The sequence below is a fragment of the Clostridium sp. CMCC3677 genome (assembly GCF_023845585.1).
GTDB lineage: Bacteria > Bacillota > Clostridia > Clostridiales > Clostridiaceae > Clostridium > Clostridium aquiflavi.
On record NZ_JAMQHS010000005.1, the window covers coordinates 94087 to 118787 of the forward strand.

Consider the following 24701-nt stretch of genomic DNA (forward strand, 5'->3'; position numbering starts at 1 on the left):
TACAATGAATAAAAATTTATTGTACACCAGTCTTTTTGCATAATTTATATAAAAAAGATTTTTTTATATAAATCTTATAAATACAAGTTTTTCAATAATACCGTTTATTTATATTATTATTAATGCTTAAACGCAAAAAATTTCATTAATACAAATGTTACAGGAACTCCGATTATAGCTGCTAAAACATAAGCTATAAGCTTGTGTAATCCCATCATGTTAAATACTATAAGAACAACTATATTTTGTATAATAAAATTTGGTATATATGAAATTGCAAATTTTATAAATTTATTAAAATCTAAAGCTTCTTTAAATGTAAAGAAACTGTTCAATAAATAAGATATAAATAATCCACAAATATATCCTACCACAAAAGCTATGTTCTCATTTAAAAAGCTTGAAAATATATATGAAAATACAACCCCAATAAATGTGTTTATAAGTCCTATAGTTACAAAAATAAAAAATTGTTTTGTAAAAAATGTATTTTTAAATTTTAGTATAAGCTTATCCAATATAGTCACCTACATATCAGTTTTATTTTCATCAGTTTTTATTAATTTATCAGCGATAATAAAACGAGGTCTTTGTTTTGTTTCATTATATATTTTCCCTATATATTCTCCAATTACTCCTAAAGATAAAAGTTGTATTCCACCAAGCATCCAAATAGATAAAGTTAATGAAGTCCAACCTGTAACTGTTTCACCTAAGAATTTAACTATAAGAGAATAAATTAAAGCTATAAAACTAACAAAAAATATAAAGAATCCTAATCCAGTAATTATTCTTATTGGTTTTATACTAAAAGATGTAATACCATCTAATGCAAAAGCAAGCATCTTTTTTAAAGGATATTTTGATTCGCCAGCAAATCTTTCATGACGTTCATATTCTACAATAGAGTATTTGTATCCGATTAAAGGAACAATACCTCTCAAGAATAAATTCACTTCTTTAAATTGACTTAATCCATCTAAAGCTCGTTTACTCATAAGTCTATAATCAGCATGATTGTACATAACATCTACACCAAGAGCATTCATAAATTTATAAAATCCTAAAGCAGTTGTTCTTTTAAAGAAAGTATCTGTTTGTCTAGATGATCTAACACCATAAACAACATCACTGCCTGAATAATATTCTTCAACAAATTTATCAATTACTTCAATATCATCTTGGAGATCAGCATCTAGTGATATTGTTATATCAGCATAATCTTTAGCAGTCATTAATCCAGCTAATAAAGCATTTTGATGTCCTTTATTTCTAGATAAATTTACTCCACTGAAAATTGGATTTTGAGCATGAAGCTCTTCAATTATATCCCATGTCTTATCTTTTGAACCATCATTAACAAATAAAATTTTACTATCATTTGATATAAAATCTTTATCTATCATGGAATTCATTTTTACTAATAATCTCTTTGCTGTTTCGTGTAATACAGCTTCTTCATTATAACAAGGAATTACCAAGTATAGGCAACCTTTCATATTATACTACCTCCAAATTGTCAATATATACGTTATGAAATATATGTACCAATGTTTCATAACGTATAAAAATACAAAAATCATTATAATCCATAATATTCAAATTGTAAACAAAACTCTGAGTTAAAGCAAGTGTATATAGGAAAAAACTTATCATTGACCATTAATAAATGAAAAAATATAATTAATTTAGATAAAGGATGTAACTTAAGAAAATATAAAAGGAGAATTTGATGAAGTTATTAGATAAAGGTGATAAAGTTGGAATTATAGCGTGTTCTAATGGGATTGATAAAAGTATGGAATTAAAGATTAACGAATTGGAAAGAATTTTAAAATCTATTGGTTTAAATGTTATTTTTTCTAATACAATATATAAAAAATATTCTTTATTTAATGGAAGTGGAAAAGAGAGAGCTGATGAACTTATGAATTTTTTTGAAAATAGTGGCATAAAAGCTGTTTTTGATATTTCAGGTGGAGATTTAGCTAACGGAATCTTAGAATATTTAGATTTTAACACTATAAAGAAAAATCCTAAATTATTTTTTGGTTATAGTGATTTATCAGTAGTTATAAATGCATTATATACTAAAAGTGATATAAAAACGTATCTTTATCAAATAAGAAATCTAATTGGAGATAATTCTGAAATTCAAATTAAAAATTTTACAGAGACTTTTATGGATGATAAAGAGAGCCTTTTTGATTTTAAATATGAATGGATACAAGGAAAATCTATTGAAGGAATAGTGGTAGGTGGAAATATACGTTGTTTTTTAAAACTTGCTGGAACAGAATATATGCCTAAATTTAAAGATAAAATTTTGTTATTAGAGAGTTTCAGTGGTGATGTGGCAAAGATGGCTACATATTTAACTCATTATAAGCATTTAGAAGTGTTTAAAGAGATAAAAGGTATAATATTAGGCAATTTTACAGAGATGGAAAATAAGCAGTATAGACCTAGTATAATTGAATTAGTAAAAGAAATAGTAAATGATGAGAATATGTCTATAGTAAAAACAAGTGAAATTGGTCATGGCTCAGACTCAAAATGTGTTATTATAGGAAAGAATATATTATTAAAGTAATTAATATATTATTATTTGATTTAATGATAATTGTAGCTGCATTTAAGAATTTTAAGGTATTAGATTTTATGTAATGAATATAAGGAGAGAGGATTAAAATATTTGAAAATATTTACGCTTTATAATATTACAGGACTTGTTTTATTTACAATAGTCATTAAGTTGTTATAAAATAGTATAATAATTCAGAATTAAGATGGGATGAATTTAAATGAGAAATGATGTTGATTATTCACTAGATGAGAATTTAAGAAGCAGTATAATTAAAGCTAGAGATGTTATTTTAGATAAATTATATAATGCTAATGTATATCTTTTTGGTTCAATATCTAAAGGGAGATATTCAAAACAAAGTGACATAGATTTACTTGTTATAATTGACGAAAATAAATCAACTAAAGAATTAAGGTTATTAAGACATGAAATTGAAGATGCAATAGATGACATTAAGTTAGAAAAGGATGTAGATATTAAGTTATATAGTAAGATAAGGTATGATAAGCTTTGCAAAACACCATGTTTTGAGCAAGCAATACTTGAAGATTTAGTTAACATAGGAGGCTGGTAAAATGGTAAATAAGGATATGTTTTATTTTGCTGATATCGATGAATGCTTTATTATGGAATAAAATTTCATTAAACTACGATTATTGACAAAACATGACCATTAATATATTATAAAATAAAGAAAATATAAATTAATAATAAAGGCAATGAAAAAGAGGAGTAAAAACTGAAAGTATTATAAGGAAACTCGTTTTTATAAGATGAGAAGTACGGTTCTTTTAAGCTAAACTGTAGATTTAGAAAGAACAAAAAAGAGAGAGGGAATAGGTGAAAGCCCTTATATGGAAGGTTTTGAAGGTAGCTTTTGAGCTTCTTTGGTGAAATAACAGTAGCTAAAGACGGTTTTTCTAAATCGTTAACTAATTAAGAGTCCATTAAAGCATTATATGTGCTTATGTGGAAATAAAGGTGGTACCGCGAGTCTTCGTCCTTTTATGGATTGAGGGCTTTTTTTATTGCAGAAAAACAATAATTAATTAGCTTTAAATAATAGCTCTGTTTTAAATATATCAACACCATATTAAAACATAGTCTACAAACAACAAGAGCTAATTTAAATAATAGGGAGGAAAACAAATGTCAGAAACAAAAAATATTGCGACAACTTATGATCCAAAAGAATTTGAAGACAGAATTTATAAGACATGGGAGGAAAAAGGTTACTTTACTCCTGTAGTAGATAAAAAGAAGAAACCATTTACAATAATAATGCCACCACCAAACATAACTGGTGAATTACATTTAGGTCATGCATTTGATGATACTCTTCAAGATATGCTTATAAGATTTAAAAGAATGCAAGGTTATGCAGCACTATGGTTACCAGGTGAAGATCATGCATCTATAGCAACAGAAGTTAAAGTTGCTAATGAACTTGCTAAGCAAGGTTACAATAAAAAAGAAATGGGAAGAGAAGCATTCCTTGAAAAAGTTTGGGAATGGAGTGACGATTATAGAGCAAGAATAAGAAATCAAGTTAAAAAACTTGGAGTTTCTGCTGACTTTACAAGAGAAGCATTTACAATGGATGAAAATTTAAGTGCAGCTGTAAAGCATGTATTTGTTAAGCTTTATAATGAAGGTCTTATTTATCAAGGAAATAGAATAACTAACTGGTGTACTCATTGTCAAACAGCACTTTCTGATGCAGAAATTGAATATGAAGAACAAGCAGGTCACTTCTGGCACATCAACTATCCATTAGCTGATGGAAGTGGAGTTTTAGAAATTGCAACAACAAGACCTGAAACATTACTTGGAGATAGTGGTGTAGCTGTTAACCCTAACGATGAAAGATATAAACACCTTATTGGTAAAACTGTAATATTACCACTTGTAAATAGAGAAATTCCTATAGTTGGGGATGACTATGTTGATTTGGAATTTGGAACTGGTGCAGTTAAGATGACTCCAGCTCATGATCCTAATGACTTTGAAGTAGGAAAGAGACACAATCTTGAAATCATAAGAATCATGGATGATAAAGGTATCATCAATGAAAAAGGTGGAAAATATAAGGGCTTAGATAGATACGAAGCTAGAAAATCTATAGTTAAAGATTTAGAGGAAGCAGGACTTCTAGTTAAAATTAAAGATCACTCTCATAATGTTGGTACGCATGACAGATGTGGTACTACAGTAGAACCAATAATATCTAAGCAATGGTATGTTAAGATGGAAGATTTAGCAAAACCTGCTATAGAAGTAATTAAGACTGGAAAAACTAAATTTGTTCCAGAAAGATTTGATAAGACATATTTCAACTGGATGGAAAACATTCAAGATTGGTGTATTTCAAGACAATTATGGTGGGGACATAGAATACCAGTTTACTACTGTAAAGATTGTGGTGAAATGATGGTACTTGAAGAAGCGCCAACTAAATGCTGCAAATGTGGATCTAAAAATATAGAACAAGATAATGATGTACTTGATACATGGTTTAGTTCAGCATTGTGGCCTTTCTCAACATTAGGTTGGCCAAATAAAACAGAAGACTTAGAATATTTCTATCCAAACAATGTTTTAGTTACTGGACATGATATAATCTTCTTCTGGGTTGCTAGAATGATATTCTCAGGACTTCATTGTATGGGAGAAACTCCATTTAATACTGTATTAATACATGGACTTATAAGAGATTCTCAAGGTAGAAAGATGAGTAAATCTTTAGGGAATGGTGTTAATCCATTAGATGTAATAAGTGAATATGGTGCGGATGCATTAAGATTTATGATTGCAACTGGTAATGCTCCAGGAAATGATATGAGATACTATCCTGAAAGAGTTGAAGCTTCAAGAAACTTTGCTAATAAGATTTGGAATGCTTCAAGATTTGTTATGATGAACCTTGATAAGGAAATCATGAATAAATACAAAGATTGCAAAGAATATTCATTAGCTGATAAATGGATATTATCAAAAATGAATACATTAGTTAAAGAAGTTACAGAAAATATGGATAAATATGAACTTGGAATTGCAATGCAAAAAGTTTATGATTTCATGTGGACTGAATTCTGTGATTGGTATATAGAACTTGTTAAACCAGTATTCTATGGTGAAGATGAAAAAGCTAAGGGAGTGGCATACAATGTATTAAATACTGTATTAGTTACAGGATTAAAATTATTACATCCAGCTATGCCATTTATAACAGAAGAAATCTTTACTCACTTAACAGATGAAGAAACAATTACAACATCTGTTTGGCCTGTATTTCATGAAGCTCTAGTAAATGCAGAATCTGAAAATGATATGGCATACATTATTGAAGCTATTAAGGGATTAAGAAATGTAAGAGCTGAAATGAACGTACCACCATCAAGAAAAGCTAAGGTTATTTGTTATATTGCAGAAGATGCAAAACAAGCATTTACAGCAGGTAAAGCTTACATGGAAAAATTAGCATCAGCTTCAGAAGTTGAATTCATAGCTGATAAATCAATTGTTCCAGAAAATGCAGTTTCATTAGTAGTTAAGGGTGGAGAATTATTCATACCATTACTTGATTTAGTAGATAAAGATAAAGAGCTTGAAAGACTAAATAAAGAACTTAAGAAACTAGAAGGCGAAATCGAAAGAATAGATAAGAAATTAGGAAATGCAGGATTCGTTGCTAAAGCTCCAGCCGCTGTTGTAGATGGAGAAAAAGCAAAAAGAGAAAAGTATGTTGAAATGCTTGATGCTGTTAAATTAAGAATTGAATCTTTAAATTAATTATATAATTAAGATGTGATTTTAATGAGAATTGTACACATATTTGAATGTGTGTACAATTCTTTTATTATATATGGAAAAGTATAGAATTTTTAAAGCATGAAAAGCAAATAAAATATAGTGAAAAGCAAATAAAAGGTGAGAATTAAAAGTTAAGAAAAAAATCATTGATGGAAGTTTTAGTGTCTAAAAAGTAGAAACAAGTAGATTTCACTAAAGGGGTAAAATAATAACTTTGTTATTTTAATCTTAAAATAATTTAAAAACATGGTTTAAGGTTAAATTATATATTATAATCATTTTAATAATAAATAGATAAAAGTTAATAATTACAAATAAAATTAAGTATAAAGGAGAGTTTTACATGATTATAACAACAACACCATCTATAGAAGGTAAAAATATTTTAGAATATAAAGGAGTGGTATTTGGGGAGGTAATCTCAGGTGTGAATTTTATAAAAGATTTTGCAGCTGGATTATCTAATTTCTTTGGGGGACGCTCTAACACTTATGAAGGTGAATTAATTGAGGCAAGAGAAAAGGCTATGAAGGAAATGGAAAATAGAGCTATACAAATGGGAGCTAATGCAGTAGTTGGAGTAGATATTGATTATGAAGTACTAGGAGCAGATAATGGAATGCTTATGGTAACAGCATCAGGTACTGCTGTTTATTGTGAATAATATTAGAAATTTTTAATATCACTAATATATATAAGTAAAGAGTAATTAAATAATTTAATATAATAAGTATATATTAAAAAAAGTAAAATAAATATTAATACAGTTGGTTATATAAGCTAAATAAGCAAATTTTACAGATAATTAAAGGGGAAGCAAATGAAAATGAATTATGAAGAAGCAATGAATTATATAAGTAGTGTAGGTAGGTTTGGATCTAATTATGGCTTAAAGAGAACTTATAGATTATTAGAGATATTAGGAAATCCTCAAAAAAAATTAAAATTAATTCATATAGCAGGAACTAATGGCAAGGGTTCTACAACTTCAATGATAACTTCAATTTTAATTGGTATGGGATATAAAGTTGGAATGTATACATCACCTTTTTTAGAAGAGTTTGAAGAAAGAATTCAAATTAATGGTGAAAATATACCTAAAGAGAAATTAACTTATTCAATTAATATAGTAAAAAAAGCTGTAGATAAAGTTATAGAAGAAGGATATGATCATCCAACTGAATTTGAAATTTTAACAACAGTTATGTACCTATACTATTATAATGAAAAAGTTGATTATGCTGTAATTGAAGTAGGACTTGGAGGTGAGTTAGACTCTACAAATGTAATAACTCCAATTGTTAGTGTTATTACATCAATTAGTTTTGATCATATGAATATTTTAGGAAATTCTTTATATGAAATTGCTATGCAAAAGGCTGGAATAATAAAGAAAGATATTCCAGTAGTAGTTTATCCTCAAAGTAATGAAGCTATGAAAGCGATAAAAGAAAAAGCTGAAATAGAAAAGAGTAAGGTTTATGAGATAGATAGTAAGAGTGGAACACTTTTAAAGATAACTTTTAATGAAAATTTATATCAAGAAGTTAAAATTAAGACTAGAAATAATTTATATGAAGTTAAATTACCATTAATGGGTGAACATCAAATTTTAAATTTAAGTGTGGCTTTAAATACAATAGAGGTATTATGTGAAAGAGAGGGGTTAATAATTAATAAAGAGATAATGGAAAAATCTATTGAATCTGTAAAGTGGAAAGGTAGATTGGAAGTATTAAATAAAAATCCTTTAATTATAATTGATGGTGCTCATAATATAGAAGGCATAAAGATGCTAAGGAATAATGTAGAAAAATACTTTAGATATAATAAGATTTATCTATTATTAGGAATTTTAGCAGATAAGCAAGTAGAAGAGATGGTTAAAGAGATAACTAAAATAGCACATAAAATATATGCATTGACGCCTCATAGTGATAGAGCAGAACTGAATACAGAATTAAAAAGTGAGATATTAAAATATAATAAAAATACTATAGCTTTAGATAGTTATGAGCAAGCAATTAAGCAAGCATTGAACGAAGCAAAATCAGAAGATTTAATATTGATAAGTGGGTCATTATATATGATAGGGGATATGAGAAAAATAATAACACAAAAAATAAAGATATAGAAAAAGTTTTTATATGTTTTTTGTACTTAGAAGGGAATGAGAATTTAATGTTTGATTTTACTAATAAATGTGAAAAAACAACAATATATGAGGAATTAAATAAGTTTTATAGTAAAACCCCAGATTTACCATATAGTTATCAGGATTTTGAAATAACAGGATTAAGAGAGTTTAAGGTTTTATATAATAAAATAAAGCCATTAAAAAAAAATCAAAGAGTAAAATTAGCTAATGAGCTTATTGAGTTATTGGTAGATTATACAAAGGAAGAGAAAGAAGAGATTTTTGAAAATATAAGAGGATATATGGCCCTTAATCCAATAAGTGATTATTATGAAGAATTTATAAAAAATTTTAGAGCATTTATAGAAGCATTTATAGAATATAAAGAAGACTTAACTAATCTTTTGAAAAAATTAATACTAGAAAGTAATTCTCATGATGAAATAAAGCTTGGACTTATGATGTTATGTGTTCTAAAAATTGATGATATAGAGAAAGTATTGAAAGTATTATCAATCAATAATGAATATATTTTTTATGTAATACAAGTATATGAAACTATGAAAAATTCTAATGAAAGAGTATTTAATTTAACTAAGCATTCTATAGGATATGGGAAAGCAATATGTATACATGAATTACAGCCTGTAAGCGATGAAATAATTGAATGGTTAATATTAGATGGATTAGAACAAAATTTTGGCTATTTGGAGTCATTAGAGTATACAATGTTATCAGTAAATCTTCTTAAGTTTTTAAAATCAGGGAGAATAAATAAAGATAATATTAAACTACTATCTAAGTCATTTGGTGAACTGTTTTCAGAGTATACAATTAATAACATAGATAATGGTTTTAATGTATGTTTTGAATACTTTAAATTAGTTGATAAGTATGGATATGATATATATAGTTTATATGGGGTTATAAGTGGAATATATTCTATAGATACTTTTATATTTGAAGAATATGGTGATGATAGAGTCGATAGGATAACATCTTTAATACCACAGTATGAAAAACTTTCTAATTTTGCTGATGAAATATATATAAAAGATATTTGGAAAGATGTTATTTTAAAAGAGTTAAGTAATATAGATTTAGAAATTGAAGTTTTGATAGATGCAATGGAAAAAACCGAGTTTCAGATTTCTAACGAAGAATTTATAGGACTTATAGAAAGAGATCATATGAATCCAGCATTATATAGATATGGACTTGAAAAAGGAAATAAAGAATTAAAAGAATGTATATATAATATAGCATATGATAAACTTCCAATTATAAAAATTTTAAATAGAAATAAAGAAATTATAGATTTAGATGATCTTATAATTAAGCCAATGTATCATCTATGTTTCTATTTTTTAGTTAAGGGAATTAAATATAATGAATTTCCTGAAGAATATAAGAAAATAAATTTTGATGCTTTAAATGCTAGTTTGGTAGAAACTCGTAATAAAGCTATTAACAATCTTATGTTAATTAAAAATGAGTTTTCAGATGATGATAAAAAAATAATAGAACAGCAATTAACGGAAGAAACTTTAAAAAAATCATTAACATCTTTATTAGACAATTTGCCTAATAAAAAGAAAGAATATTTAGAATTAAATAAAGAGGAAATAATACCTCATGTTAAGGATATATATGTTATGTCAACATATATTGCAGATACTAAATATAGAGATTTAAGTGTTATAGATAATAATTACTTAGAAGATGAGATACTATATTTAATTAGAGAAAAAGATAGTAAGTATGATGAAAATGCTATAAATATAGTTACAGGTAAGGGGTATGTATTAGGGTATGTACCTAAATCGGATAGTTTAATATTGAAGAATATGATTGATAATGGAAAATATTTTTATGGAGTAATTGAAAAGATAAGTGAAAATTTTGATAGAATTGATATTATGATTTATATGAGTTATAAAGATGTTATAGACGAAATAACCAACACAATATCATTATTATATAATAAGGATGGAAAGTATTTACAATAGAAAAAAGGGTGTATCGAATTTTTTACGATACACCTTTTATTTTTAACAACTCACTTTCCATTCTATTAAGGCCTTAGCTAATTGATCAGGGCAAGAAGTTTCTTTAATTCCGCATTTAATTCCTCTTAATTTTTCAATTGCCATATCAACATCCATATTTTTAACTAATGAACCAATACCTAAAAGATTTCCTGCACAGCCACCAATGAAATTTACAGATTGTATTTTATTATCTTCAATTTCAATATTTATAGTAGTGGAACAAACACCTTGAGTTTTATATGAAAACATATTAACTTTCACTCTCCTTATTATTAATAAAAATAAACTAATATTTTTATTATAGTAGTATTTTGTCAAGAAATAAAGATATTAGAAAAAAATAGTAGTACCATTAATATCTTTTGAGAATATATTATAAATACAAGAATGATTATCCAAGGGGGGAGAAAGAGATGAAAAAATCAATTATTATATGTAATACAGGATCAAATACATTAAGTAAAATTGATGTTGAAAATTTAGGGATTGAAACTTTGAATTTATCTCTAGAAGGGAAAGAGATAGGACCTCATGGATTGTCATTATACGATAAAAAAATCGTAGTAGCCAACAATTATAGTAATACTATATCATTAATAGATGCAGATAAATTTAAAGAAGAAGAAAATATATATATAGGAGCACATCCAAATGATTTAGCAATTTACAATAATAAGCTATATGTCTTATGCGGTGAAGCAAATTCTCTTATAATATATGACTTATTTAAAAGAGACATTGATTTAGAACTACCAATGGGAGTATTTCCTCATAGTATAGTATTTTTTCATGAAAAAAATAGAGCATTTATAAGTAATATGGGTGATGACACTATATCAATAATTGATTGTATTGAAAATAAAGAGATAAAAAGAATAAAATGTAATAAATATCCGACTAAAATAGTCATATCTAATAACAGAAAGCATTTATATATATGTGAAAGTTATATAGGTTATGCTACAAGCGGAAGTATATCTATAATATCCTTAGAAGACTTATCTTTAAAAGCAACTATAAAAGTAGGGAATGGTCCAGTTGATTTTTGGGAAGAAGAAGGATATATTTATGTTTCTAATTTTGTAGAAGGATCCATTAGTGTTATTAATGTAAATAAATTAAAAGAAGAAAGTAAAATATTTATTTCAGGTATGCCAAGAGGAATTATTAAAGTTAATGAAAAAATTTTTGTTGGAGATTATCTAAATGGAAAATTGAAGATTATTGATTTAAAAGGTAGGATGATAAAAAACATAGCAATAGGAAAAGAACCTAATGCTATGCTTTTAGTTAAGAATCTTCACTAAATAACATATTTATTATATTATTATAAATATTTGATGGATTATCTTTCCATTTATTGCAAAGGAGAATAGCTTGTTTTTTCGTTGGAACTGTTAGTTTTAATTCCATAAGCACACCTTCATTTTCTATAGCTTTTAGGTGTACTAAAAAATTATCATTATTATCAAGTGTATAATCACTATGTATAGTAAGCTCTTTTTTTATAAGTTCTAATTTTTCTGTTATATATTGTTGTACAATTGAAATCTTTGAAGGGGATATTCTATCTTTAAATAAAGTTAGAACAGTATCTCCTTTTTTTGTTAAGCATAATAATTTCTTATCATTATTCTCTTTGTAAACAACAAAATCAGCACTTTCTAATTCAGATAAATATTGTTGAAGTGTGAAGTAATTAATAAAATTATTTTGAAGTACTATTTCTGTTAACTGAGTATTAGATATCGGGTCTTTTATTGCTTTTAATACATAGAGTATTAATAATTTATTCTCCGCTAATTCTGCTGAACTTTCGTACATAAACTAAACCCCCATGATCGTTTAAATAATATATATATTATATCATAAAATATGATTTATTGAATATAGTTAATATTAATAATAATTAAGTAGAATGAAAAATTATAAAATATAAGGAGAGTTTAGGGATGAAATGGAGAAAAACACGGATATTTTTGGATTTAATTTTAATAATTATAGTAATTTTCATATCAATAGAGTCTAATAAAAATGTAAATGCTATTTGTGTAAATCTATATGAACATCCTATATATTCTGTTGATATAGAAGAAAAAGCAATTAGTCTAACTTTTGATATAAATTGGGCGGAAAAGGATAATCTTCAAAGCATATTACAAATATTAAATAAATACAATGTAAAAGGAACATTTTTTATAATGGGGGGATGGGTTGATTATAGTAGTGAAAATGTTGAAAAGTTAAAGAAAATTAAAGAAGGGGGGCATGAAATAGGTAATCATAGTTATAAACATCCTGATTTTGCAAAGATAAGTGAATTAAAAATAGAAGAACAGCTTAAAAAGACAGATGAAACTATAGAAAATAACATAGGAGAAAAAACTAAACTTTTTAGGTTTCCTAGTGGGTCATACAATAAACAAGCAATTCAAAAAGTAAAAAGTTTAGGGTATATTCCAATTCAATGGAATGCGGATTCTGTTGATTGGAAAGAATTAGGACAAGAAAGTGAATATAATAGAGTTATGAAAGGGGTAGCGCCAGGAGCAATAGTACTTTTTCATAATAATGCAAAATATACTCCAAACAATTTGGAGAGAATTATAAAAGAGTTAAAAACTCAAGGATATGAATTTAAAACAGTAGGAAATTTAATATATTCTGATGAATATTATATAGACGAAAATGGTATTCAGCACAAAAATAAATAATAAAGATTGAAAATAAACCAGGATTTGTATTATAATGGTAATAAGTGCTAGTGGGAGTACTGTTTACCAAATTATTAACAGTAGAGAGAGGGGTAACAATGGATAATTTAATGTTAAATAACAAGATTTATCTAGAAGGTAAAATAGCATCTGGATTAGAATATAGCCATGAAATGTATGGGGAGGGTTTTTATACTTTTAATTTAGATGTTATGAGATTAAGTGATTCGGTTGATAGGTTAAATATAACTATATCAGAAAGATTAATTGCAAATATTGATTTAAGTATTGGAACAGAAGTTATTGTTGATGGTCAATTAAGATCATACAATAAATTTATAGATGGATCTAATAAACTTATACTTACTGTTTTTGCAAGAAATATAGAGCCATGTTTAGAAAGAAGTAAAAACCCAAATGAAATATTCTTAGATGGTTATATTTGCAAAGAACCAGTTTACAGAACAACACCTTTTGGCCGAGAAATTGCAGATGTATTACTTGCTGTAAATAGAGCATATAATAAATCTGATTATATTCCAACAATTGCATGGGGAAGAAACTCAAGATTTTGTCAAAGCTTAAATGTTGGAGATAATATAAGAGTATGGGGTAGAGTTCAAAGCAGAGAGTATCAAAAGAAAGTTTCTGATACTGAAACTATAAAGAAAATTGCTTATGAAGTATCTATATCAAAAATGGAAAAAGTAGAGGGTGACAATTCTTCAAACGAAGAAGGAGCAGTTTAAAATAATTAATATATAAATAAAAAGGGGATTTCTTAAATTAGAAATCCTCTTTTTATATGTATTATTTTCTTAAATCCTCTAATAATTGAGTTTTACCTTTTGTTTTATCATCAACTGATTTAATTATTTTTGCCGGAGAACCAGCAACAACAACGCCTTCAGGAACATCTTCTGCAACAACAGAACCAGCTGCAACAACAGAACCAGCACCAATTTTAACTCCTTCTAAAATAACAGAGTTAGCACCAATTAAAACATTGTCTCCTATTGTACAAGGTTCTTTACTTGGTGGTTCTAGGACACCAGCAACAACAGCGCCAGCACCAAGATGGACATTTTTACCTAGCTTACCACGAGCACCAATTACAGCGTTCATATCTACCATAGTACCATCACCTATCTCAGCACCAATGTTTATTACGGCACCCATCATTACTACAGCATTTTTTCCTATAGTTACTTTATCTCTAATAATAGCACCAGGCTCTATTCTAGCTTCCACTTCAAGTAAATCAAGCATAGGAATTGCAGAGTTTCTTCTATCATTTTCTAATCTAAAATGTTTTATAAGATGTTTATTATCTAATATGATTTTTGCTACTAAATCAGATTCTCCTATTAATATGTAAAAGCCATTTGCTCCATACCATTCAATATCATCCATTAAAGCATTGCTTAAATCTCCATTAACATATACTTTAACAGGAGTAGATTTTTTTGATTCTTTAATAAATCTAGCAATTTCATAAGGATCTGTTAAATTATAAGACAAGTATATCACCCTTTCATTAATTACAATTACTTTAATTATAATAAAAAAACAAGATAAATGAAAGAGAAACATTGAAAATAGAAAAGTTTGAATACTATTATTTAATAATGTAGAATGATTTATAAGAAAATAATAGATATACTATGTTATAGTATCAATATTTTAATAAATAATAATGTTAATATCAATGTTCATTTAAAACAGATCATAAAATAAAAGTAAAAAAAAGGAGAATAATGATGAATAATAGGGTAAAAAAAATACAAATTTCGGGAATAAGAAGATTTTATGAAAAAGTTCAAAAAGTTGAAGGTGCAATATCTTTAACAATAGGGCAACCGGATTTTAATGTTCCAATTGATATAAAAAAGGCAATGATAACTGCAATACAAGAAGATAAAACTACATATACTTCTAATTCTGGTATTGAATCTTTAAGAGTGGAAATAAGCAAGTATTTAAAGAAGTTTAATATTAATTATAATAAGGAAGAAATATGTATAACAGTTGGTGGTAGCGAAGGGTTATATTCAGTATTATCTGCAGTTATTAATGAAGGTGATAAAATATTAATACCATCTCCTGCATATCCAGCTTATGAAAGCATATCTAATATAATAGGAGCTGATGTAGTAAATTATTCTTTAAATGATGATTTTACATTAAATATAGATGAAATTAAAAAAAATATAAAAGAACAAAATATTAAATACTTATTAATCTCATTTCCATCTAATCCCACTGGAGCAATACTATCTAAAGAAAACAGAGATGAATTAATAAAACTTATAAAAGAAACTAATATTACTATAATAACAGATGAAATGTATTCAGCTATAATATTTGATGAATATTATTCTGTTGCTCAAGATAATGAAATATTAGAAAAAGTTATATATGTAAGTGGATTTTCAAAAATATTTTCAATGACAGGACTTAGAATAGGATATTTTGCATGCAAAAGTGAATTTATGAAAGAAATAATAAAAGTACATCAATATGCTGTTTCTTGTGCTCCATCTATAGTACAATGGGGTGCTTTAGAAGGATTAAAAAAATCACTTGATGATGTAGAGACGATGAGGAAATCTTTTGAACTAAGAAAAAAATATTGTATTAAAAGATTAAATGATATGGGGATAGAAGTTGTTGAACCTAAAGGAGCATTTTATATATTTCCATCAATTAAGAAATTTAATATGACATCAGAAGAATTCTGTACTAGACTTTTAAATGAAGAAAAGTTAGCTTGTGTTCCAGGAACGGCTTTTGGAAAATTAGGTGAAGGATACATGAGAATATCTTATTGCTATAGTAATGAAATTTTGTCACAAGCTTTTGACAGATTAGAAAAGTTTATAAAAAAGTTGTCTAAATGATTATCAACTATAGAATTTTTATGTTTATCGATAAGAAGAATAAATCTTAGTTTTATATATAGTTACTTAATATATTTTGCTTGTAATTAAAAGCTTTAATGGAAATTGAAAAAATAGTTAAAAATATTCTAACGTCAAATATTTATTTAAAATATTTGACGTTTTTTCAAAATATACTAAATTATCAAAAAAAACTAAAAGAAATATCAAATATAAGTAAAAAAAAAATTAACAATATGATTTATTAATAAATTCGTATTATTAATGTGTTAATTAATAGCCTTGAAAAGAGAGTATTGTTTGACAAAAACATAAAATATTATATAATTTAATAAATATTAATAAATAAAAATTAAAAAATGATATTAGTGTGTTGCAATAAGTACGCTATTATGTCGTTTATAAAAATAAGGGGGATAATATAATTATGAAAAAGAACAAACTTAAAAAGTTATTTGCTGTAACTTTAGCTTTAACTTTAGGGATATCAGTTTTGGCAGGTTGTGGCAAATCATCTACTAATACAGCAAAAGCAGATGGACAAGTTATGACTTATAACTTGAACGCAGATCCTAAAACTTTAGACCCAGCATTAAATAATGCAGTTGATGGGGCAATAATGCTAGTAAATACATTTGAAGGTCTATGTAAATTAGATGAAAATAATAAAGCTATTCCAGGAGTAGCAGAAAAATGGGATGTTTCAGATGATGGAACAGTATATACATTCCATTTAAAAGATACTAAATGGTCAAATGGAGAGACTGTTACAGCTCAAGACTTTGAATATGCATGGAAGAGGGTAATAAATCCTAAAACAGCAGCAGAGTATGCATATCAAATGAGTTATTTAAAAAATGCTACTGAATATAATCAAAACAAAGATGTTGATGGAGATGGTAAAGTAGCTACAGCAGATGAAGTTGGTGTTAAAGCTATTGATGATAAGACATTAGAAGTAACTTTACATGAGGCATGTCCGTACTTTTTAGAATTAACATCATTTCCATGCTACTTCCCAGTCAACAAAGCTTTAGTTGAATCAAATCCAACTTGGGCAAATACGGCTGAAACATATGTATCAAATGGTCCTTTTAAAATGACTAAATATGCAATAAAGGATGAAATAGTATTAGAAAAGAATGAAAATTATTATGATACAAAGAATGTTAAACTTGATAAACTTAATGTAAAATTAGTTACAGAAGAAACTTCTGCCTGGGCAAGTTATCAATCAGGTGAATTTGATATGGTAGATGTTGTTCCATTATCAGAGATTCAAACTGCTGTTAAAGATGGTAGTGCTAAAATATTTGAACAATTAGGAACTTATTTCTATTGTGTAAATGTATCTGAAAAAGCTAAAACTGTAAATCCAGAAGCAGCAAAAGCATTATCAGATGCAAAGGTAAGAAAAGCTTTAGCTTTAGCTATTGATAGACCTTCATTAGTTAAAAATGTTACTAAAGCTGAACAAATACCAGCATATAGCTTTGTTCCAGAAGGTATTTTAGATAAAGATGGAAAAGACTTTGCTAGTAAAGAGTATTTCAAACCAGAAGGTAATGTTGAAGAAGCTAAAAAATTATTAGCTGAAGCAGGATATCCAAATGGTGAAGGATTCCCAGCGATAGTATTAACTTTTAATCCAGAAAAAGGACATGGAACTATTGCTCAAGCAGTACAAGATATGTGGAAAAATAATTTAGGTGTAAATGTAGAGCTTCAAAGTCAAGAATGGAAAGTATTCCAAACAACTAGAGATAATAAAGATTATTTAATTGCTAGACATGGATGGGTTGGAGATTATGTTGATCCTATGACATTCTTAGAAATGTGGATTAGCACTTCTGGACAAAATAATGCAGGATATAATAATCCTAAATATGATGAATTAATAAAGAAATCAAAGACAGAAAAAGACGATGCTAAGAGAATGGAAATATTACATCAAGCTGAAAATATATTAATGGAAGATATGCCAATAATTCCAGTATATTATGAAACTCAAGCAAAAGGTGTAAAAGATTATGTGAAAGATGTTAGAGTTTCACCATTAGGATTTATATATTTTGATAAAGCTTATATAGACGGAAAGTAGTTTTATTATTGAAATTGCTTCAAATGTATATGGATTCTAATCTATATACATTCTGAAGCAATTTTTAATTCTTTAGGAGATTATAAAAATCTTAAATATAAAGATATCGTACATAATTTTTATTTGTTTATATATATTTGAGAAAAATAGTAGTTTATTATTTAACAATGTCGTTTTTATATAATTGCAATCTATTTTATTTTATATAATATCAATATTTTTAATGGAAATTAATTAGCAAAAAGCAATATTATTAACGATATATCAGTGAAAAACTATATATATTAATATAAAAATAAAAAAACAAGAAAATAAAATTACATTAATAAAAAAATATGTAAAAAAATATGTAATCAACATTTAAAAATACAAGTGTTTTTGAACGAAATACAGGCTTAGAGGAGGATAGAATATATGGAAAATATATATTAAATTATTAATTAATCAATAGAAATGGTTCTAATTTATTGACAAAAATTAATATTATTATATAATTATTAAATAAATTGATATGATTATAAATATCGAATTTTGTAAAAAGGGAGAGGGAAAAATGCTAAAATACATTGGAAAAAGATTATTAGCAAGTATATTAACAATATGGGTTGTCATAACTTTAACATTCTTCCTTATGAGACTTATGCCAGGTGGGCCTTTTGATAGTGAAAAATTAACACCTGAAATTAAAGCTAATATGGAAGCAAAATATGGAATGGACAAACCATTAGGAGAGCAATATGCATTGTATATGAAAAACCTAGTTAAAGGGGATCTTGGTGAATCAATGGTATTTAAAGGAAGAAGAGTATCAGAAACAATATCATATTCATTCCCAGCATCTGCAAAAATTGGTTTAGTGAGTGTGGCTTCATCAGTTCTTGTAGGAGTAGGATTAGGGATAGTAGCAGCATTAAAAAAAGGTACATGGGCAGATTCACTTATCATGCTCTTAGTTACTTTAGGAATTACTATACCAAGTTTTGTAATAGGAGCTGTATTAATTTATTTCTTAACTGTTGAGCTTAGATTATTACCAGCAACAGGATTTAGTAGTTGGAAGCACTATATAATGCCAGTAATAGCATTATCACTAGGATCAATGGCTTTTATTACAAGACTTACAAGAAACAAATTATTGGATGTGTTAAAATCTGATTATATAAGAACAGCAAAAGCTAAAGGATTAAGTAAAAGAAAAGTTATATTAAAACATGCACTTAGAAATTCATTAATACCAATAGTAACTTATGTTGGACCATTAATAGCAAGTATTTTAACTGGTAGTTTCGTTGTAGAAAAAATATTTGCAATTCCTGGATTAGGTAATGAATTTGTTCAATCAGTTACAAATAGAGATTACACTATGTTACTTGGAGTTACAGTATTTTTTTGTACTTTACTTATAATGTTCAACTTTATAGTTGATATTATGTATGTAGTAATTGATCCAAGAATAAAATTAGAAGATGCAGAAGTTTAGTAGGGAGGAGAAAAAAAGTTATGGAACAAGAAGTTAATTTAGAAAAGGACTTATTTACTCCTCTAACTGAAGAAGAAAAAAAGATAGAGGTTATTGTAAGACCAAGTATTGGTTATTGGAAAGACGCATGGAACAGACTTAAGAAGAATAAAATGGCTATAATATCTTTAATTGGAATAATAATTATTACAGCAGCAGCAATTTTAGTTCCTATGACATCACAATATACTTATGATTCAAATTCTTTATCTGCTGTTAATTTAAAACCATCAGCAGAACATTGGTTTGGAACAGATCAATTAGGTAGAGATATATTTGTAAGAGTATTTTTTGGTGCTAGATATTCATTAATGATAGGTGTAGCAGCAGCATTTATTAATTTATTTATAGGTGTATTATATGGTGGTATAGCAGGATTTTGCGGTGGAAAAATAGATAATTTAATGATGAGAATCGTTGATGTATTATATTCAATCCCATTAATAATATATGTAATCATTTTAATGACTATATTAAATAAACCAGGAAGTGGTGGTAGTGGTCTTTCAACTATTATATTAGCACTTTCAATATCTTATTGGATTGGAATGGCAAGAATAGTAAGAGGAGATGTTTTACAATTAAAACAACAAGAATTTGTTCTTGCAGCAAAAGCTTTAGGAGCATCTAATACTAGAATACTTATAAGACATTTAATACCAAACTGTATTGGATCAATAATGGTTACATTGACTTTGCTTATACCACAAGCGATATTTACAGAAGCATTTTTAAGCTTCATAGGATTAGGACTTGTTCCTCCTAAAGCATCTTTAGGAACTTTAGCTAATGAAGCAATGAAAGCAATATATCAATATCCTTATCAATTGCTATTCCCAGCATTAGCAATTTGCTTAATAATATTAGCATTTAATCTTTTCGGAGATGGATTAAGTGAAGCACTAGATCCTAAGAATAAGAGATAGGAGGAAGATATAATGGAAAGACTATTAGAAGTAAAAGATTTAAAAACTTCCTTTAAAACTAATGTAGGAGAAGTGCATGCAGTAAGAGGTGTTTCTTTTTACTTAGATAAAGGAGAAGCTTTAGGTATAGTTGGAGAATCAGGTTGTGGTAAAAGTGTTACTATGATGTCAATTATGAGATTACTTGCTGACAATGGAAAATTAGCAGGTGGAGAAATTGAATTTGATGGTAAAGATTTATCAAACATAAAAGAATCAGAAATGGAAAGTATAAGAGGAAATGATATTGGAATGATATTCCAAGATCCTATGACATCATTAAATCCTGTTTATACTATAGGAGATCAATTAACAGAACCATTAATGAAACATACTGGTATGAGTAGATCAGAAGCTAAACAAGAAGCTATAAAAATGCTTAAATTAGTAGGAATACCGAGCCCAGAAAAAAGAATAAAACAATATCCACATGAATTTTCAGGTGGTATGAGACAAAGAGCTATGATTGCAATGAGTTTAATTTGTGAACCAAAACTTATAATTGCTGATGAACCAACAACAGCATTAGATGTTACAATTCAAGCACAAATTTTAGATTTAATGAAGGAGTTAAAAGAAAAACTTAATACTTCTATTATATTAATTACTCATGATTTAGGAGTTGTTGCTGATCTTTGTTCAAGAATTAATGTAATGTATGGTGGAATTGTAGTTGAAACAGGTACTACAGAAGATATATTTTATAGAGGAAAACATCCTTATACTTGGGGTCTTTTACGAAGTGTACCAAATCCTAAGGAAAACTCTAAAGAAAAACTTAGACCAATTGAAGGACAACCACCAGATTTATTAAAACCACCAGTAGGATGTCCTTTTGCAGCTAGATGTGAATATGCAATGAAGGTTTGTCTTCAAAAACAACCTCCACAATTTGAAATAGGAGAAAATCATAAGGTATCATGCTGGCTATGCCATGAAAATGCTCCTAAAGTAGAGTCACCTATAAAGAGGAGGGAAGAATAATGGAAAAAGATAAAGAAGTAATTTTAGAAGTAAAAGATTTATGTAAATACTTCCCTGCTAGCAAAGGTTTATTCAAAGGAAAAAGTTATGTTAAAGCTGTTGATAGAGTTTCTTTTACAATAAATAAAGGGGAAACTTTAGGACTAGTAGGAGAATCAGGTTGTGGTAAAACAACTACAGGAAGAACAATATTAAAATTATACAATCCAACAGCAGGAAAGATAATTTTTAAAGGAAAAGATATTACTGATTACTCAGTAAAAGATATGATATCTTTAAGAAAAGATATGCAAATGATTTTCCAAGATCCATATGCATCATTAGATCCAAGAATGACAGTAGGGGATATTATAGGAGAAGCTATTGATATTCATGGATTATATAAAGGTGAAGAAAGAACTAATAGAATAAGAAGTCTTTTAACTAAAGTAGGTCTTGCTAGTGATCATATAAACAGATATCCACATGAATTTTCAGGTGGACAAAGGCAAAGAATAGGTATTGCTAGAGCATTGGCAGTTCAACCATCTTTAATTATATGTGATGAACCAATATCTGCACTTGATGTTTCAATTCAGGCTCAAGTTATAAATATGCTTGAAGAGCTTCAAGAAGAGTTAGGATTAACTTATCTTTTTATAGCACATGACCTTTCAATGGTTAAACATATATCAACTCATATTGGAGTTATGTATTTAGGTAGAATGGTTGAAAAAGGAGAAAGTAATGCAGTATACTCGGAGTCAATGCATCCATATACTCAAGCACTTCTTTCAGCAGTGCCAATACCTGACCCTGATGAAGCTAAGAATAATCAAAGAATAATATTAGAAGGAGATATACCATCTCCAATTGATCCACCTCCAGGATGTAGATTTGAAGGTAGATGTAGATATGCTAAACCAATTTGTAGTGAAATTGATCCTGAATTAAAAGAAGTTAAGCCAGGACATTTTGTAGCATGTCATTTATATGATTAATAAATATCTTTAATTAGATATTTATAATAAAATAGGATTATAAGTTTTCAGGTGAAGTTAAAAAGCTTCATCTGAAACTTAAAGTCCTTATCTAGGGTGCTGCAATCGTTATCTTTTTGCTTATTATGGAAATAAATAATGATTGTTAGTTTGCAAGATAAATTTGACAGAATTGTTAAGGGGGAAATTTTTAATGAAAACTAGTAAAATTAAAAAGTTGTGTGCAATAACATTGGCATTAACTTTAGGTTTTTCAACTTTAGTAGGCTGTGGTGGAGGATCAAGTAAGAATGATCCTAATGCACAAATTATAACTTATAATTTAAATGCAGATCCTAAAACTTTAGATCCAGCATTAAGTGAAGCTGTAGATAGTGCAACTATTATAGTAAATGCATTTGAAGGATTGTATAAATTAGATGAGAATAACAAGGCTATTCCTGGAATTGCTGAAAAATGTGATGTTTCAGAAGATGGAACAGTTTATACTTTTCATTTAAGAGATGGTGTTAAATGGTCTAATGGAGAATCAGTTACAGCAAATGATTTTGAATATTCATGGAAGAGAGTATTAAATCCAGCAACAGCATCAGGATATGCATTCCAAATGTCATATATCAAAGGTGCAGAAGCTTATAACCAAGGAAAAGGAACCGTAGAAGAAGTAGGAGTTAAAGCAATTGATGATAAAACTTTAGAAGTAACATTAGCTGCTCCATGTCCATATTTCTTAGATTTAACAGCATTTACTTGTTATTTACCAGTAAATAAGGCTACAGTTGAAGCTAATAAGGATACTTGGGCTCTTAATGCTGAAACTTACGTTTCAAATGGACCTTTCAAGATAACTAAATATGGTATGAAAGATGAAATAGTATTAGAAAAGAATGAAAATTACTATGATATTAATAATATAAAACTTGATAAGTTAGATGTAAAATTAGTTACTGAAGATACATCTGCTTGGGCTAGCTTTAAAACAGGTGATTTTGATATGGTAGATATTGTGCCAACATCAGAAATAGAAGGCGCATTAGCAGATGGAACAGGAAAGAACTTCCCATTACTAGGAACAGGATTTTATGTAATAAATGTTTCTGATTCAGTAAATGCAATTGATCCTAATGCTACAAAAGTATTACAAGATAAAAGAGTTAGAAAGGCTTTAAATCTTGCAATAGATAGACCTTCAATAATTAAAAATATATTAAAAGGTGGTCAAACACCAGCAACAGGATTTGTAGCACAAGGAATTAAAAACCCAGATGGATCAGATTTTGCTGATAAAAAATACTTTAAAGCAGAGGGTGATTTAGAAGAAGCTAAGAAATTATTAGCAGAAGCTGGATATCCAAACGGAGAAGGATTCCCTAATCTTGTAGCACTTATTAATCCAACTAATCCAAATGGAGATATTGCTCAAGCGCTTCAAGATATGTGGAAAACTAATTTAGGAATTAATGTTGAACTTCAAAGTCAAGAATGGAAAGTATTCCAAACTACAAGAACTGCAAAACAATATGAAATTGGATTCCATTCTTGGGTAGGTGATTATATAGATCCAATGACATTCTTAGATATGTGGGAAAGTACATCAGGCCAAAACTGTGCAGGATATAATAATCCAGAATATGATAAGTTAATAAGAGCTGCAAAGGTTGAACAAGATCAAACTAAGAGATTTGAAATGTTACATCAAGCAGAAGATATATTAATGGAAGATATGCCTGTAATACCATTAAATTATCAAGTTAAAACTAAAGGGATTAAAGACTATGTAAAAGGTGTTAAAGTATCACCATTAGGATTCATATACTTTGATAAGGCATATGTAGAAGGAAAATAAAATTTAAGCAAAGTGCTGATTATGTATAAATAAAATGGACTGAGTAATTGAACTTAGGAATTCTCAAAGTCCAATTACAATGACATATTATCTATTACATAATC

21 protein-coding genes are annotated in these 24701 nt (G+C 27.5%); 16 read left to right on the forward strand and 5 right to left on the reverse strand.

Features of this window, described 5'->3' with window-relative positions; genetic code table 11:
* Positions 1 to 119: 119 nt before the first annotated feature.
* Both NG901_RS07350 and NG901_RS07355 read right to left on the reverse strand, forming a co-directional pair.
* The gene (locus tag NG901_RS07350) at positions 120 to 518 is read right to left on the reverse strand and encodes a GtrA family protein (RefSeq protein ID WP_252213170.1); all 399 of its coding nucleotides are present in this window, start codon (positions 516 to 518) and stop codon (positions 120 to 122) included.
* Between the two features lie 9 nt (positions 519 to 527).
* On the reverse strand, positions 528 to 1499 hold the full coding sequence (locus NG901_RS07355; protein ID WP_252213171.1) for a glycosyltransferase family 2 protein: 972 nt from the start codon (positions 1497 to 1499) through the stop codon (positions 528 to 530).
* A gap of 233 nt (positions 1500 to 1732) precedes the next feature.
* Between NG901_RS07355 and NG901_RS07360 the strand changes: the two genes are divergently transcribed.
* From NG901_RS07360 to NG901_RS07385, 6 genes are all read left to right on the forward strand, one after another.
* Positions 1733 to 2593: a S66 family peptidase gene (locus NG901_RS07360; protein ID WP_252213172.1), complete on the forward strand. Its 861-nt coding sequence runs from the start codon at positions 1733 to 1735 to the stop codon at positions 2591 to 2593.
* Between the two features lie 211 nt (positions 2594 to 2804).
* Positions 2805 to 3161, forward strand: coding sequence for a nucleotidyltransferase family protein (locus tag NG901_RS07365; protein WP_252213173.1), 357 nt, complete (start codon positions 2805 to 2807; stop codon positions 3159 to 3161).
* Positions 3162 to 3736: 575 nt separating this feature from the next.
* On the forward strand, positions 3737 to 6379 hold the full coding sequence (locus NG901_RS07370) for a valine--tRNA ligase (protein ID WP_252213174.1): 2643 nt from the start codon (positions 3737 to 3739) through the stop codon (positions 6377 to 6379).
* Between the two features lie 364 nt (positions 6380 to 6743).
* On the forward strand, positions 6744 to 7064 hold the full coding sequence (locus NG901_RS07375) for a putative heavy metal-binding protein (RefSeq protein ID WP_252213175.1): 321 nt from the start codon (positions 6744 to 6746) through the stop codon (positions 7062 to 7064).
* A 156-nt stretch (positions 7065 to 7220) separates the two neighbouring features.
* On the forward strand, positions 7221 to 8534 hold the full coding sequence (locus NG901_RS07380; RefSeq protein ID WP_252213176.1) for a bifunctional folylpolyglutamate synthase/dihydrofolate synthase: 1314 nt from the start codon (positions 7221 to 7223) through the stop codon (positions 8532 to 8534).
* Between the two features lie 47 nt (positions 8535 to 8581).
* Complete coding sequence (locus NG901_RS07385; RefSeq protein WP_252213177.1) at positions 8582 to 10546, forward strand: HIRAN domain-containing protein; 1965 nt, start codon at positions 8582 to 8584, stop codon at positions 10544 to 10546.
* Between the two features lie 42 nt (positions 10547 to 10588).
* Here the strand turns inward: NG901_RS07385 and NG901_RS07390 are convergent, their stop codons facing one another.
* The gene (locus tag NG901_RS07390; protein WP_252213178.1) at positions 10589 to 10837 is read right to left on the reverse strand and encodes a TIGR03905 family TSCPD domain-containing protein; all 249 of its coding nucleotides are present in this window, start codon (positions 10835 to 10837) and stop codon (positions 10589 to 10591) included.
* Between the two features lie 164 nt (positions 10838 to 11001).
* Here NG901_RS07390 and NG901_RS07395 point away from each other — a divergent pair, with 164 nt between their 5' ends.
* Complete coding sequence (locus tag NG901_RS07395; RefSeq protein ID WP_252213179.1) at positions 11002 to 11895, forward strand: YncE family protein; 894 nt, start codon at positions 11002 to 11004, stop codon at positions 11893 to 11895.
* On the opposite strand, the gene NG901_RS07400 is transcribed toward NG901_RS07395, so the two are convergent.
* Complete coding sequence (locus NG901_RS07400) at positions 11879 to 12412, reverse strand: DUF4364 family protein (protein ID WP_252213180.1); 534 nt, start codon at positions 12410 to 12412, stop codon at positions 11879 to 11881. The two genes, NG901_RS07395 and NG901_RS07400, sit on opposite strands and share 17 nt — an antisense overlap.
* A 128-nt stretch (positions 12413 to 12540) precedes the next feature.
* On the opposite strand from NG901_RS07400, the gene NG901_RS07405 reads away from it, so the two are divergent.
* Together NG901_RS07405 and NG901_RS07410 are read left to right on the forward strand one after the other, a co-directional pair.
* Positions 12541 to 13302 (forward strand): polysaccharide deacetylase family protein, encoded by a 762-nt coding sequence (locus tag NG901_RS07405; RefSeq protein WP_252213181.1) that lies wholly within the window; start codon positions 12541 to 12543, stop codon positions 13300 to 13302.
* Between the two features lie 98 nt (positions 13303 to 13400).
* The gene (locus NG901_RS07410; protein WP_252213182.1) at positions 13401 to 14051 is read left to right on the forward strand and encodes a single-stranded DNA-binding protein; all 651 of its coding nucleotides are present in this window, start codon (positions 13401 to 13403) and stop codon (positions 14049 to 14051) included.
* A 61-nt stretch (positions 14052 to 14112) separates the two neighbouring features.
* Here the strand turns inward: NG901_RS07410 and dapD are convergent, their stop codons facing one another.
* A complete protein-coding gene (dapD, locus tag NG901_RS07415; protein WP_252213183.1) occupies positions 14113 to 14823 on the reverse strand; it encodes a 2,3,4,5-tetrahydropyridine-2,6-dicarboxylate N-acetyltransferase in 711 nt (236 codons plus the stop codon).
* Positions 14824 to 15062: 239 nt separating this feature from the next.
* On the opposite strand from dapD, the gene NG901_RS07420 reads away from it, so the two are divergent.
* The 7 genes from NG901_RS07420 to NG901_RS07450 all read left to right on the forward strand — a co-directional run bounded on the left by NG901_RS07420 (position 15063) and on the right by NG901_RS07450 (position 24597).
* The gene (locus NG901_RS07420; RefSeq protein WP_252213184.1) at positions 15063 to 16202 is read left to right on the forward strand and encodes a pyridoxal phosphate-dependent aminotransferase; all 1140 of its coding nucleotides are present in this window, start codon (positions 15063 to 15065) and stop codon (positions 16200 to 16202) included.
* 427 nt (positions 16203 to 16629) lie between these two features.
* On the forward strand, positions 16630 to 18303 hold the full coding sequence (locus NG901_RS07425; RefSeq protein ID WP_252213185.1) for a peptide ABC transporter substrate-binding protein: 1674 nt from the start codon (positions 16630 to 16632) through the stop codon (positions 18301 to 18303).
* Positions 18304 to 18856: 553 nt separating this feature from the next.
* Entirely contained in the window at positions 18857 to 19783 is a 927-nt protein-coding gene (locus NG901_RS07430) for an ABC transporter permease (protein ID WP_012424500.1), read from the forward strand.
* Positions 19784 to 19803: 20 nt separating this feature from the next.
* Positions 19804 to 20748, forward strand: coding sequence for an ABC transporter permease (locus NG901_RS07435; protein WP_252213186.1), 945 nt, complete (start codon positions 19804 to 19806; stop codon positions 20746 to 20748).
* A gap of 12 nt (positions 20749 to 20760) precedes the next feature.
* A complete protein-coding gene (locus tag NG901_RS07440) occupies positions 20761 to 21771 on the forward strand; it encodes an ABC transporter ATP-binding protein (protein ID WP_252213187.1) in 1011 nt (336 codons plus the stop codon).
* The gene (locus tag NG901_RS07445) at positions 21771 to 22751 is read left to right on the forward strand and encodes an ABC transporter ATP-binding protein (protein WP_252213188.1); all 981 of its coding nucleotides are present in this window, start codon (positions 21771 to 21773) and stop codon (positions 22749 to 22751) included. Before NG901_RS07440 ends, NG901_RS07445 begins: the two co-directional genes overlap by 1 nt.
* Before the next feature lie 193 nt (positions 22752 to 22944).
* A complete protein-coding gene (locus NG901_RS07450; RefSeq protein ID WP_252213189.1) occupies positions 22945 to 24597 on the forward strand; it encodes a peptide ABC transporter substrate-binding protein in 1653 nt (550 codons plus the stop codon).
* Positions 24598 to 24701: the final 104 nt, after the last annotated feature.